This window comes from Roseburia yibonii, from assembly GCF_014297335.1.
GTDB lineage: Bacteria > Bacillota > Clostridia > Lachnospirales > Lachnospiraceae > Roseburia_D > Roseburia_D yibonii.
The window spans coordinates 136,260-150,255 of the sequence record NZ_JACOQH010000006.1 but is presented as its reverse complement, the minus strand read 5'-3'; the positions used below and the strand labels follow the sequence as shown (position 1 = coordinate 150,255).

Here is a 13,996-nt window from a genome sequence, read left to right as displayed (position 1 = left end):
AACACTAAAATCCGTCTGCTCAAAAGTTACTCTTCCTCACCAAATCCCTGCGCCCGCATCCGGTTCCACGCCGCATTGGTACTCTCCATCTCCTTTTTCTGCATAATGCGGTTCCGGTCACTTAATATCGCAAGCATTTCATCCGCGATCTCTTCCAATGGAGGATGGTCATAATGGGACAGATACCCGATCATCCGTCTTGCCGTAAAATCCGTATTCAGATTTTGGGTCACGATGTCGCAGAATTCCTCCGGATATCCGCGCCGTTCCATGAGCCGGTAAAGTTCCATGCTCTTTTCTGATCTTGGTTTCATATTTTCTCCTGTGATTCACATACCTGTTTCAGATAAATTCCGCGCCTGCCTGCTGCAGTTTTTCAAAATACTTATCCCTCTTTTTACAAAACATTGTTCCGATCCCGTTTTCATTCACGATCACTTTATATCCCGCGTCAATCGCTCCCAGTGCAGTCCGTGAGACACAGGCTCCACCGTCAACACCTATGACCTCAACACACTCAATTTCATGTTTTTTTAGCAGCGCATCCAGTTCCGGATTTGTAAACGCGTCACTTTTGTATTTGATACATCTGTGATCCGACACAACATGAAGCCCCTCTGCTAATTCCGCCTCCTCGGTTCCTACATAGGACTGGAACGGCATGAATTTATTGACGAAATTCCGCTTCATTACATTCTGGATATAAACGACCAGATTTTTTTCATTCGCGTCAATGATCTTATTTACTTTCCGGATCAGTTCCCTGCTATTGTATTTAAAATATGCCGCATGCTTTTCTCCAACGCATACATTTTGCATATCGATCACTAATAATGCTTTTTTCATTTTTTCTCCATCCTTCTTTTTTCGATAAACGCTCCGATCTCTTCGATATCGGCGAAATGAGCACATTGCGGAAATCTTCCTGATACGCAAATCCGGAGTCGATCATCTTTTCAAACACTTTCTTTAACGGCTGATAAAATCCATCCAGATCATAAAGTACACATGGCTTTCCATCGATCCCAAGCCGCGCCAGCGCAATGACATCCGAGATCTCATCAAGCGTCCCCGGTCCGCCCGGCAGCGCGACATACGCATCGGCGATCTCCATCATCTTCGCCTTCCGCTCTGCCATATCTTTTGTCTCGATATACGCTGTCAGCCCCGGATGACGTCTCTTTTTTATCGATTCCACATCGGGCAGCACTCCGGTCACTTTTCCATCATTACTTAAAACCGCATTGGCGATCGTTCCCATCAGTCCGCCCTGGGCTCCGCCGTACACCAGCGTGTACCCACCCTCCGCGATCCATACGCCAAGCGCGACTGCCCCGATAGTAAATGCCTCTCTGTTTCCTGCTGTTGAACCGCAATATACTGCTATCTTCATTTAACACCCTTCTTTTGTATGATTCTTATCCTTATTATTAAAATTCCAAACTATCCGCATTAAGCAGAAAATATTTCATGCCCATGATTACAAAACCTTCCTCATTTCTCCACGGCTTTTTCGTTCCATTTACTATAACGATCTTCTTAAAGGAATCCGGAATATTTCTGAAAGAATGAAACTCCTGCGTCTGCTTTTCCTCTGTAGTCATATCATAGGCTACCTGAATATAATATCTCTGACTGCCCTGGTTGGCTACAAAATCAACCTCTAACTGCTTATGGACTCTCTTTCCTTCACGATTCTTTTTAAAAACATCTACAATCCCAACATCCACATTATAACCTCGGATAAGCAGCTCGTTGTACACGATATTCTCCATAATATGAGTAGGTTCCTGCTGTCTGAAATTCAGCCTGGCATTCCTGAGTCCTATGTCCGAAAAATAGTATTTCAGATTTGCCCCCACATATTTTCTGCCTTTAATATCATACCGGTTCGCTTTAGAGATCAAAAATGCCTCCGCAAGATAATCTATATGATTGGATATGGTTTTATTGCTGTAATTGATACCTCTTTCACTTTTAAAGGTGTTTGATATTTTAGTCGGATTGGTTGGGGCTCCTATTGCAGAAGCAAGAATGTCTACCAGGGTTCCTATTTCATCAACATTTTGAATCCTGTTTCGCTCTACTACATCCTTGATATAAACATTGGTAAAAATATTTTTCAAATACTCTGCCTTCTGACGTTCAACAGAAAACTGTGCCACCTGCGGCAGTCCACCATATACCATGTACTCCTCCCAGGCATCTTCATAATCTCCACCCAAAGCTGCATAGAACTCAGCAAATGATAACGGATAAATTCTTATCTCATCGCCTCTGCCTCTGAACTCAGTTACTATATCACTTGATAAAAATTTAGAATTGCTTCCGGTCACATATACATCAATATTACTGATACGAAGTAAACTATTCAGTACTTCCTCAAATCGAGGCATAAACTGTACTTCATCCAAGAGCAGATAATAGTTCTGTTCATCCTTCATTGCATCCTTGATATACTGGTAACACTTTTTCGGTTCTCTCAGTTCCTCATTTTCAATACCGTCCAATGCAATCTCAATAATGTGGTCATGATCTACACCACTCTCCAGCAAATATTTCTTAAACAATACAAACAGCAAGAATGATTTTCCACATCTTCTGATTCCTGTGATAATCTTTATCATGCCATTATCTTTTCTTATCTTTAACTGTTCAAGGTATGAATCTCTTTTAATCTCCATATTGTCATTCCTTATTTTCGTGCTTTGCACTGATTTTGGTAATGTTATTCTACTATTAAATTATTTTCATTTCAATATCCATTACTATATTTTGTGCATTTGCACATTTTTATATCACCACCCCATTACAATGATCTATTTCATGCTGTATGATCTGTGCGGTAAATCCACTGTATTTCCCGTGCTGTGGTTTAAAATCCACATCCAGATAATCCACCTCGATCTCCTGATAACGTGTACATGGGCGGACTCCGTCCAGGGAAAGACATCCCTCTTCCGTCTCATAGCCTCCGGTCTTTTTCGTGATGACCGGATTGACCATTGCAAACTGAAACGGTCCTGCCGCCACAACTATAACCGCCTTCTTCACACCTATCATATTTGCTGCCATGCCAACGCAGCGGTCCAGATTCGCCCTTAATGTATCGAGAAGATCCGTGACGACCTGTTTGTCTGCCTCCGTCGCCGGTTCGGATCTCTGCGCCAGAAAGAGCGGATCCCTTACAATCTTTTTTACCATAATATCCCCCTCTCAGTAAATTTTTTCTATCTCTTCCATAATTCCATACTGACTCCGAAACGCCTCCAGATCTGCTGCTCCCCGGATGAGCATCACTTCCTCAAATTTTCCGGTATGGATATCCTTAAATCCGGCAACCTGCTCGCCATTGCAAATGCTGCATTTGAGCACCGGCTTTTTGTTTTCTTTGTCATACGTTTTCTTTTCCATTTTCTTTTTAAATAATCCCATGCTCTTCCCCTGACATCTTCGCCTTTTTTGCGCTTAACTTTTTTAACTTCCGCAGAACTGCTGTGATCTTTCCCCGTAATAGTGATCGATGTGATGCCGCAGTGCCGTTACCCGGTCCATATAGATTCTGCTGTGATCCGGCATTCCCTCCCGCCTGCATGCCTCATATGTGACAAGTGTGGAAATAAGGGAAACCTGATCCGCCTCTTTCGGAAACGATTTTTTGATCAGGCTTTTGTCTGCGCCAAGACTGTTCTTTACCGCAAAATCGATCTCAAGCTTTTCGATTTCTTCCGCTGTTGTTTCATTTAAAGCCAGGATCAGTTCCCGAAGCGCATTTATGTAGATCTCTTCTGAAATTTTTTCTTCCAGCATCGGAGCGACAAGCTTCGCCGCGTCATCCAGCTTTTCCAAGAGTTTTTCCATTCGCAGCCTCCTTTGAAAATATATACATACCATACCACATTCCGGGCGGGAACTGCACATTTTTCTTATCTTTTCCTTCGTTTATCCACTTTTATTCGGCCACCACCGATTCGGTTTCAACCGAACTACTTTTTTACACTGTTCTTTTTCACATAGCGATTGCATGTCTCCGGACAAATGAATATACTATTTGTATAGGAACACGGATACTTTTCAAAATAAGGATTTCAGGTGATCGTATGGTTACATTAAATGACTATTTATACTCCGGAGATACGGTGCTTCGAATCTTACAAAAATACAAAAAGGATCTGCATGAGGACGCGATCGCGCATCACAACGAGATCGATCTTGTCCACTGCAATTTTCTTTTGCAGATCGAAGAACTTTTAGAGCACAATGATTTCCTTACAGCGCAGTCCCAGAAGCTCCGTGAATTTTATAATTATATGGTGGGCGAATATCCGTATCTTTCCTTTACGTTTAAAGGGCGGATCAAGTCACTCATCCGCGCGGAAGAAAAATTTAATGGCTATATTGTGGAATTTATTTATGATTATTATACAAAAAACAAGTGCTACCCTTCCATTTCAGAGCTGAAAAACCGGCTCAACTGTTTCCGCGATCTGATCGCATACCGGATCGTGATCTCTGTGCCCCGCTGCCATCTGGCGCACCCGGAAGACCGTAAAACAGAGGAGATCGATCATATTTATAAGATCGCCAATATCCTGCCGGAATTTTTGGAAGAGCGTGGCTTTACCGTGGAGCCGACCGGCGGGATCGGCGCAAGCAGTTCCCCGCTTCTTTCCGACTCCGTGCGCCCTTATTACCGGGACTACATCGCAAGCGCGACCCCAAACGGATATCGTTCTCTGCACATTACTTTTTATGATAACAGCGCCAGATGCTACATGGAAGTGCAGCTTCGCACCAAGGAAATGGATGATATCGCGGAGATCGGTTCCGCCAATCATCTCGGTTATGAAAAGAAGCAGGAATACGACCGCGCAAGAAGAGGAGCTATCCCAACGGGCGAATGCCTGTATTTTGACGAGGCTTATGAGCGCGGCATGAAATTGCAGCAACTCGAATTAAAAGATCTGGATGTCAATATGTTCGCTGCCGCAGACAACAGCCTGATCAACGACGGCTGCGGTCTGTACCGCGGCAGACAGATTCTCCCGTATGAACATTTGTCAAGATTTCAGAGTGATTGATGGCTATTTTCCATACTTTGATGCAGGTCAGCCATTCTTATTCTGCGAGCAGTTTGCTGCATCGATCGCGATAACAAGCATCAACGCCATGATCTCATCCGCCGGATTTAAAATATCGATCACATAGGTATCACCCCAGCGGAGAAGCTTCTTTGATATGTGTACAACCGCGCTGCAGCCCGAATACACATCATAATTCCACGCCATAAAATCTCCCTCGCAGCGCCATCCATTGTAATTGAGATCATACTTTGGTTTGAAAAAAGTGAACTGCTTCTCAATCGCGCCATATGGTCTTCCACCTATTTCTACCTCAAAGCGCGGTATGAACAGTGTAAAATTCTGTTTTATCATTCCAATCTCATTGCCCTGCATATCGCTGACATGAATTCTGTGAAGCAGAGAAAGGATCTCGTTTTTGACAAAATATTTCGGATTGCCATTCTCATCATAGACATCGTAAGTGTCTGACCACGAAAAAACACGTTGTTTCATCAACAGCTTCATCGCATACGCCTCCTTAGTAATATTCTTCTGAAAAATAGTCACTGTCGAGCTGCTTGATCCGATAGGTATACTGGGTGGAAACACCAAGTTCATATTCTATCATTAATTCCGCCAGACGGGTTCCATCGATCAGTACCAGTTTGTAATTTAAGTTCTTCTCCACAAAGGAAATCGCTTCTTTTGTATAAGTCGAAGTCGTGATAAAAATCCCTTTCTGCGCGCCCTGTCCTGCCAGTGCACCTACAAATTTCTGTATATCCGGTCTTCCCACCGGAGTTTCCCGGAAACGCTTTGCCTGAATATATATTGAATCAAATCCAAGCTTATCCGCTGTTACTATGCCATCAATTCCCTCATCTCCTGATTTTTTTGTTGCATGGCTCTCATATTGCAGACGTCCGTATCCCATTTTTATCAGTAATTCTACTACTAATCTTTCGAAGCGATACGGATTCATCTCACAGATTTCCGCTAACAGATCATTTGCCAAAGACTGGTTCAGTTCCCTGTATACACGATCCAGTGTCTCCTGCGGTGTTTCATCATGATCCGCAGCCACTTCCGTCATCGTATTCCCCTGTGCCTCTCCACCTGTAAAATCAAGAAAAGACTGAAACTGTCTTAACACGTTATTATCTATAACTTCATTCTCCTTATAGGTTTTTATCCCTGATTCCGTTATCCTATATTGTCCTCTTGCCGGGCTTTCAATAAGTTGTGCTTTTTTGAGATATGTTCTGCACCATCCGATTCTATTGTCGAAAATCGCCTGTCTGCCACTTGGCAAAAGCTCTGCCGTCTCCTCTACTGTTAAATGGAAATCATCTATTACCTGTTGTTTTTCCTCTTTCATCGAGTGAATGTTTCCATCCATAAGCACCTTTAAAAAAGATCGATACATCTCATAATACTTAGGTACCGCCATTTTTTCACTTCCTTGTCTTTACTTTATACTTTGCAACAAATTTCTCTGTAACCTGTTTTTATACCTAAGATTAAGTATAACAGACTCTTTCCTCAACGCAAGCCTCGTCGCCATGACAAAAAAACATCTGCCTTTGTGGGTCACCCCAGCCACCTCACCTTGACAGATGCTTTTTAACCATATCAATTATTTCAAATATCCTTACCGCATGCTTACTGTCTTTTTTCCAGCATGATAACAACAACGATCTTCGCAATGACCGCATACAGCACACTTAATGCGCACACCGAAAGGTTATGATACACCGCGCTATAATCACTCGCAGTCGCCATGATCATAACAAAGCTGATCAATGTGCCCACCATGCCAACCGGGACCAGAACTTCCTTTAATACGTTTAAAACTCCGACCAGATTCCTTTTCCCGGAAAGAAGCACTGCTGCACCGGAAAGCAGCGCAACAACCGCGAAACTTCCCATATCCACATAATACGTCGGGTTCCCGCTCTGGGTCATTGCAAACATAAATGCAAATGCTGCAACCGCCAGTACAATACCTATGATCATATCTCTTATATTTTTCTTTTTGTTTGTCTCATTATCTTTCATTAAAGCCATGATTGTCTCCTCCGCTTTTCTGGGATAATCATCACCAGATAAACGCTCTCCGGACAAAAGCTCATTCACATTGATCTGCAATATCTCACACAGTTGTTGCAGATACCCCAGCTCCGGCATACTTTTTCCCGTCTCCCATTTGGAAATCGTCTTATCGCTCACGCCAATTTTTTCTGCCAGTTCGCGCTGCGTCATATGCTGCTGCTTTCGTACTTCCGCTATAAAATTTCCGATCTTTATCTGATTCATAATGATCCCCTTTTTCTCTCTGTTTACATTCTAAGAAGGCATGCACTTCATACTAAATATCCTATCAGAAAGCGTCGTAGAATCAACCCACAATCGTAGAATGCGCTCTACTTATCGGAGAAATTGGTGGACGAATATGTATTTTTACTCTGTTTTGGCGTTTTAACGCTCACATTACCTATAATATGAAATTAATCACTTTCTTTTTCGTATCTCCTTATTTTTTTCAAAAATTCTGGAATGCGTACTTCCAATTCTTCATCACGACAAAAATCTCTTCTCATACAAGACATTACCTGATTCGTAACCTGATAATTCAACCGAACTCCTTTCGCGTCATTTTTATATTTCACAGCATGATTGGGACGAATCCCTATTTTCTCCGCTTCTGTAACTGCATCCATATTGGCCCCCATAAACAGAAATTGCCATCCGTATTCCTGCTTCTGCCCAATCATTTTTTTAACCATATTGGCAGAATATTCCTGACTGGCATTTTCTACTCCATCTGTTATAATTACGATAATCACTTTTTCTGCCTCGCAAGCATTCCATTGAAGCCTCCAATCGTATCACTTTCCAGACCTCCCATAGATCCGCTGCTTCACCAATCTTCCTTTACTATTCATAGCTTAATAAACTCAATATAATTCCAACAACACTAATGCAATTGCTTATTGATTGGCTTATTCCTAGAAATGCAAATAATGCATTAATATAAAACGGTGCAAGCATAACAAAAATGCAAACAGTTAATTTTTTCAATATTCTTGGTTTCATAATTATTCGTTCAATAAATGACCTAACATATTTTGTGGACACAATTGCAAAAACCAATCCTATTTCACTAATAATGTTATCAATGTATGAATTCCCTTCACCAAAGTAATCTCTTAATAATGCAAAACAACCTATTGTCACCGAAATAAGAATTATAGCTACCACAAATAAAAAAATTGATACTCTATCTGATAATGAAATTTTATCTTGATTAATTTTTCTGTATTTTCCGTCCTTTCCTAAAATTCTATGATTTTTTTTAATATATGTACAATCTTCAATTGTTATTTTATTCCCCAATATACACTCAGGTCCCTTAGCTTCAATAATATAATGCTTTTTAGCCATCTTCCATTCCTCCATATTAATATACATTATTATGAAACTATATCTGTTAACAATTTGCCTATTTTCTTCCCCGTAAACTCAGAAAACTCTAATATGTTGCTTATAATATCATCAACAAATGTATAATCCCCCACCCTATATGACAAAACAGTTGCTTTTTTCTTAATCATCTTTATTGTTCCATCTTCTTGCATCTTCGGAAATTCAACTTATTTGTTTTTTTGAATTATATAATTATTTGAAACTGTAGATGGTCCTGTATAATGAGCAAAAGAATTCCTATATTTCTCCGCTTTTTGATACAACGCACTATTTAGTGTCTGCTGATTAAACTGCTTCCAGCTCAAAATCAGCAGACACTAAATACTTTAATTTATTGGTGGAAGATGTCTTCCATGTAGAAGATTGAGTCGGAGCAGCAATCCGGCTCTCCTTCTATTTTAGACATCTTTTCATATCCTTATCAACAACAACGATAAAATGCTACACAGTTATTAACAACCATGTACCGTCTGTGCTTCAGCCAAACGATAGAACAATCCCTTTTGATTCAGAAGTTCCTCCGGCGTTCCCGTCTCTGCGACGCGGCCCTGTTCCAGGACAACAACCTTATCGACGTTTGCAATCGTCCGCATACGGTGCGCAATAACCAGTACAGTTTTCCCCTGCAGCAACACGGACAGTGCCTGCTGAACCAAGTTCTCATTCTCCGCATCCATGGAAGCTGTGGCTTCGTCCAAAATAACTACCGGCGCATCCTTCAGGATCGCCCGGGCGATAGAGATACGCTGCCGCTCGCCTCCTGAAAGGGCGCAGCCATTCTCACCGATATTGCTGTAATAGCCGCCAGGCAGACGGGAAACAAACTCCTCGCACTGAGCTGCCCTGGCTGCCGCCAGCACTTCCTCATCTGTCGCCCCCGCCCGACCAAGGCGGATGTTCTCCATAACGGAATCGTCAAAAAGGGTCACATCCTGAAAGACGATGGCATAATTCTTAAACAGCGTTTCCGGCTCCACAGTCGTCACGTCCACGCCACCCAGCAGTACCTGACCGGCATCTGCATCCCAGAAACGGGCTGCCAGACGGGAAACAGTAGATTTTCCGCTGCCGGAAGGGCCTACAAGCGCAGTGATCTGCTCCTGTTTCGCTACAAAGGAAATCCCATTGAGTACAAGCTCATCATTGTACGAAAAGGAAACATCCTTAAACTCAATGTCGTACCCATTGTTCTTACAAACAGGCTGACCAGTCTGCTCCACTGTCGCTTCCATCTTCTTCGTCCGCTCAATGCTGACAAATGCAGAAAACAGTTCCGCCATCAGCATAAAGCAGGAACCAAAGGGTTCATAAACACGGCCTGCTACCAACAGATAAAGAATAAACATATTGACGGACAGCATATTTTGAGCTACCAACAGACCTCCAACCAGCAGAACTGCCACCAGCCCAAAGCGTACTGTCAGCTGCGCCAACGTCACAGCAGTACCTGGAGCCAGCTCATTACGAAACGCACACTTTACCACATAATCCAGTTTTTTCTCAACTCCATCCAGGTATTCCTGTTCCAGATCGGCGGAGCGAAGCTCCTGTATGGTATCCAGATATTCCTGCACCCCATCATAAGCGGCACGGTGAGCGTCATAATTGCGGCTTTCCGCTTTTGTCTGGGCCTTTCTGGCCGCTATCAAAATAAGCGCAGCTACCGGTACCGGCAGAACAATGCACAGCCCCATGCGCCAATCCATGATCAAAAGCCCCACGGACACAATCACAAACATAATGACTGTTCCAAAGAGACTGGGAACCGCATTGGAAAAAATTCTTTCCAGTTTAGAGCAGTCACCCATCATGGTTGTTGTCAGATCAGACAGATCACGCTGACCGAAAAATGCCAGTGGGAGCCGCCGCAGCTTTTCCGCCAGGGTAATTCTCCGGTTAGCGCTTTCTTCGTAAGCCACTTTATAAGTCAGGTTATACTGAACCCATTGGGTTATGAAGATCAAAAGTAAGAGAACCGCCGCCATCAGAACTATCACTCCTGGCTGCATTGTCAGTCCAGTCTCCCCGCAGAGCCTGTTCAGAAGTCCCATGGTCACCAGCATCAAGAGGGAAATGGGAGCCATGATGCACAAATGTCCTATCGTAGTTGCCACAATCCCGTGCTTTAATTCCCGTTCCCCCTGATCGCTTAATGCGAATAATTTCTTCAGCATGGTTTCACCTCCTCTTTCCGGTCAATCTTCCAGGCGATTGCCTGATTGTAATCTGCCCACATATGGGCATACTCGCCATTCTTACCAAGCAGTTCCTGATGCGTTCCCTGTTCTACCAGACGCCCTGCTTTCATTACCAGGATCTGATCCGCATCCTGAATGGTGGACAGCCGGTGCGCAATCATAATGACTGTTTTTCCCTTTGTCAGTTCCTTCAGGGCTGCCTGAATCTGTACCTCATTTTCCGGGTCGGCAAATGCCGTGACTTCATCCAGAATGATGACCGGTGCGTCCTTCAGAATTGCTCTGGCAATAGCCACCCGCTGTACTTCTCCTCCTGAAAGATAGACGCCTTTCCCGCCCACGATGCTCTCAATGCCCTCCGGCAGCTTTGCCAGAATATCATCACACTGTGCCAGACGGGCTGCCCGCAGGATATCTTCCCGGCTGGCATTTTTGCAGCCGCCGCGGATATTTTCCTCCAGTGTTGTTTTCAGTAATTTGGGATTCTGGAAGACAAAAGCAATCTTTCCCATGACTTCCTGTCGGGAAATCTCAGAAAGTTCCACGCCGCCCAACGTAATACGCCCCTCCTGCACATCATAAAAGCGGGGGACCAGGGTCCCGATGGTGGTCTTGCCGGAGCCGGAATGTCCCACCAGTGCCGTAACGGTTCCGGCTTTTGCTGTAAAACTGACATCTGAAACCGCAGGCTGTTCGCCTGTGGGATAGGTAAAGGTCACATGCTCAAAGCTAATGTCGCTGCCCTGTGCCATTTGTGGCTCCTGTGCCTCTGACTGCTCTCTGGCAAGCAGAATTGCGTCAATCCGCCGCATAGATTCCATAGCCTGCATCTTATAGTTGCTCATGTACATGATCTTGTTGAGAACAGATGCGCATGCAGGTGCAAAAATCAGATAAAACAGGAAATTCTCTATAAAGGCAGTCAAATCTGCCGCCGAAGTCATGCCTATGAGTGCGGCAGGGATCAGCACAAGAAAAGCGGCATTGACCACAGTATTGAAGCCCACATATCCGGGCTTGCAGGTCATAGTAAAGGCCAGTGCGTCATCCCGATAAGCATTGATCGCTTCCTTGAAGCGCCGTAACGAATGTACCGACTGTCCAAATACCTTTATCACGGAGATTCCCCGGACATACTCCACCGCCTCGTGGTTCATTTCCTCCTGAGCGTCCTGATAGCGCTTCATGAAATTCATGGTTTTTTCGCCCATCATTGTCATCTGGCAGGCAAAGCTTGCAAGCATCAGAACGATCAGTGGAAGGCCAATGCGCCAGTCCATAGCCAGCATCAGCACAAGGCTGGCAACCGTCGTGACCTGAGCGCTCACCAGATCCGGCAGCTGATGGGCAAGGTAAGTCTCCATTTGGGCGCTGTTTTCATCAATGATTTTTCTTAGCTTTCCGCTGGGATTTTCCTCAAAATACCCCATTGGCATCCTGGACAAATGACGGAGCGCTGCCATTTTTAAATTCTTTTCTGTATGAAAAGCTGCGGTATGGGAGCACATAAGTGCCGCAAAATTAATGATCAGCCCGGCCAGTTCCAGCGCCAATGCCCACACGCCCCACTGCACCAGGGACGAGATAACAAAACCTCCTCCGGTCAGTCCGGTTAAAAGCACACGGGCCGCAAAATAAACACACACAAACGGTCCCAGAAGGAACAAGGCGCTGATGCCGGACAACAACTGCGCAGCGCCCAGTAGGGGACGATGCCGTCCTGTAAACTCTAGCAGGCGCGGAATACCGGTTTTCTGCGGCTTCTTTGTCTGCGCATCCTCTCCAAATACCTTCTTCATATAAATCACTCCTCTCTCATCAAGCGGTATAAATTTCTTTACTTCCCCTGCGTGGATATGCAGAATATGGGTCGCACAGCGCAAGATCAGCTCCGGATCATGTGTCACGATCAGGGTACTGGCTGCCTGTTTATTGGCTGCACGGATCAGCTCCGCTGTCCGCAGCAGATTTTCTCCATCCTGACCGCTGGTCGGCTCATCATAGAGCATTAGTTTTCGCTTCATGCAAAGAGCTGTTCCCAGAGAAAGCCTTTGTTGCTGACCTCCGGAGAGGGAGCCAGGGTGACGGTTCTCCATACCATTTAAGCCCAGCGCTGTCAAAACCTCTTTGCCCTTTTCTTCTGACAGTGCCGGATTATTCAAGGTCAATTCACCCAATACCGTATCGCTGAACAGTTGATGTCCTGCCTCCTGCATGACCAGGTAGACCTGCTCCGGCAGCTTTTTATGCGCGATCTTCTTGCCGTCGATCCGTACTGTACCCGTATGTTTCAAAAGACCTGCCAAGCAAAGACTGAAAGTGGATTTTCCGGCACCGTTTTCTCCGATCACCGCTACGATTGCCCCTGACGGTATTTCTAAATGCGGCACATTCAGTACCTGGCGCATCTGGCGGCTAAACTGAAGCCCATCTATTTCCAGCCCGATACTCTTTTGTTTTATCAGCCCCATATCGGGCCTCAGTTCATAAAGCTGCTCCCGCTTTACTGCCCTGAGTCCCAACGCTTTGCGCTTCTCCAGCGAAAGATCTGCCGCTGCTTCCGGCGTAAATTCCTGCCTGATCCGGCCATCCTCCAGCAGCACATAACGGTCAGCGATTCCCTCCAGATACCACAGCCGATGCTCTGAAATCAGCACAGTTCTTCCTTCATCTTTCATCATGCGGATCAACTTCTGCAGTTTTCGGATGCTCTCCATATCCAGATTAGAAGAAGGCTCATCCATAACGATGACCGACGGTAAAGCCGCATAAACGAAGCCGCAGGCGATCTGCTGTTTCTCGCCGCCTGACAGTTCAAAAATATTCCGGTCCATCAGCTCCTGCAGGTTCAGACGATAGGACACCTCCTCCAGACGCTTCTTCATCTGCGGGCGGGGGACATTCTGATTTTCCAGATTAAAAGCCATCTCTCCGGTCGTATCCAGATGGAAAAACTGGGTACGGGGATTCTGGAAGACACTTCCCACAATCCGGGACGTTTGGGGCAACGGTGTCTGCTGCATTTCCTGTCCGCCTACAAGGACATTCCCCTCCAGTTTCCCGGCATAAAAATGAGGGATAAGACCGTTTACCAGGCGAAGCATGGTCGTCTTCCCACATCCGCTTTTCCCACAAAGTACCACACATTCTCCGCGTGATGCCTGAAAGCTTACATCAGACAGCACCTGCATTTCATTTGCTTCCCCGTTCTGGTAAGAAAAGGAAACATGATTCAGTTTGATCAAAACA

Annotated in this window: 15 protein-coding genes; 1 reads left to right on the top strand and 14 read right to left on the bottom strand. The window is 44.8% G+C overall.

What is annotated here, in order from left to right; all coding sequences use genetic code 11:
• Positions 1–26 precede the first annotated feature (26 nt).
• From H8Z76_RS09715 to H8Z76_RS09690, 7 genes are all read right to left on the bottom strand, one after another.
• A complete protein-coding gene (locus H8Z76_RS09715) occupies positions 27–314 on the bottom strand; it encodes a hypothetical protein (protein WP_022515714.1) in 288 nt (95 codons plus the stop codon).
• 28 nt (positions 315–342) lie between these two features.
• On the bottom strand, positions 343–846 hold the full coding sequence (locus tag H8Z76_RS09710) for an isochorismatase family cysteine hydrolase (RefSeq protein ID WP_243240519.1): 504 nt from the start codon (positions 844–846) through the stop codon (positions 343–345).
• Positions 776–1,393: an LOG family protein gene (locus H8Z76_RS13665; protein WP_243240518.1), complete on the bottom strand. Its 618-nt coding sequence runs from the start codon at positions 1,391–1,393 to the stop codon at positions 776–778. The genes H8Z76_RS09710 and H8Z76_RS13665 overlap by 71 nt, the downstream gene beginning before the upstream one ends.
• A gap of 37 nt (positions 1,394–1,430) precedes the next feature.
• Positions 1,431–2,684 carry an ATP-binding protein gene (locus tag H8Z76_RS09705; RefSeq protein WP_186982363.1) on the bottom strand — a complete coding sequence of 418 codons (1,254 nt, stop codon included), beginning with the start codon at positions 2,682–2,684 and terminating at the stop codon, positions 1,431–1,433.
• A gap of 109 nt (positions 2,685–2,793) precedes the next feature.
• The gene (locus tag H8Z76_RS09700; RefSeq protein ID WP_186982362.1) at positions 2,794–3,204 is read right to left on the bottom strand and encodes a peptide deformylase; all 411 of its coding nucleotides are present in this window, start codon (positions 3,202–3,204) and stop codon (positions 2,794–2,796) included.
• A 12-nt stretch (positions 3,205–3,216) separates the two neighbouring features.
• The gene (locus H8Z76_RS09695; protein ID WP_186982361.1) at positions 3,217–3,435 is read right to left on the bottom strand and encodes an aspartate dehydrogenase; all 219 of its coding nucleotides are present in this window, start codon (positions 3,433–3,435) and stop codon (positions 3,217–3,219) included.
• 42 nt (positions 3,436–3,477) lie between these two features.
• A complete protein-coding gene (locus H8Z76_RS09690; RefSeq protein ID WP_147618987.1) occupies positions 3,478–3,861 on the bottom strand; it encodes a hypothetical protein in 384 nt (127 codons plus the stop codon).
• 239 nt (positions 3,862–4,100) lie between these two features.
• Here H8Z76_RS09690 and H8Z76_RS09685 point away from each other — a divergent pair, with 239 nt between their 5' ends.
• Positions 4,101–5,081 (top strand): nucleotidyltransferase family protein, encoded by a 981-nt coding sequence (locus H8Z76_RS09685; protein WP_186982360.1) that lies wholly within the window; start codon positions 4,101–4,103, stop codon positions 5,079–5,081.
• Between the two features lie 27 nt (positions 5,082–5,108).
• Here H8Z76_RS09685 and H8Z76_RS09680 read toward each other — a convergent pair whose 3' ends face one another.
• The 7 genes from H8Z76_RS09680 to H8Z76_RS09650 form a co-directional block, all read right to left on the bottom strand.
• Positions 5,109–5,588 (bottom strand): LURP-one-related/scramblase family protein, encoded by a 480-nt coding sequence (locus H8Z76_RS09680; RefSeq protein WP_243240517.1) that lies wholly within the window; start codon positions 5,586–5,588, stop codon positions 5,109–5,111.
• A gap of 13 nt (positions 5,589–5,601) precedes the next feature.
• The gene (locus H8Z76_RS09675; RefSeq protein ID WP_022515723.1) at positions 5,602–6,513 is read right to left on the bottom strand and encodes a restriction endonuclease; all 912 of its coding nucleotides are present in this window, start codon (positions 6,511–6,513) and stop codon (positions 5,602–5,604) included.
• Positions 6,514–6,725: 212 nt separating this feature from the next.
• Complete coding sequence (locus tag H8Z76_RS09670; RefSeq protein WP_186982358.1) at positions 6,726–7,379, bottom strand: helix-turn-helix domain-containing protein; 654 nt, start codon at positions 7,377–7,379, stop codon at positions 6,726–6,728.
• A gap of 191 nt (positions 7,380–7,570) precedes the next feature.
• The gene (locus H8Z76_RS09665; protein ID WP_243240516.1) at positions 7,571–7,909 is read right to left on the bottom strand and encodes a hypothetical protein; all 339 of its coding nucleotides are present in this window, start codon (positions 7,907–7,909) and stop codon (positions 7,571–7,573) included.
• A 91-nt stretch (positions 7,910–8,000) separates the two neighbouring features.
• Positions 8,001–8,507 carry a hypothetical protein gene (locus H8Z76_RS09660; RefSeq protein ID WP_186982357.1) on the bottom strand — a complete coding sequence of 169 codons (507 nt, stop codon included), beginning with the start codon at positions 8,505–8,507 and terminating at the stop codon, positions 8,001–8,003.
• Positions 8,508–9,001: 494 nt separating this feature from the next.
• Entirely contained in the window at positions 9,002–10,723 is a 1,722-nt protein-coding gene (locus tag H8Z76_RS09655; RefSeq protein ID WP_186982356.1) for an ABC transporter ATP-binding protein, read from the bottom strand.
• A complete protein-coding gene (locus tag H8Z76_RS09650; protein WP_186982355.1) occupies positions 10,717–13,992 on the bottom strand; it encodes an energy-coupling factor transporter ATPase in 3,276 nt (1,091 codons plus the stop codon). The genes H8Z76_RS09655 and H8Z76_RS09650 overlap by 7 nt, the downstream gene beginning before the upstream one ends.
• Between the last annotated feature and the right edge of the window lie 4 nt (positions 13,993–13,996).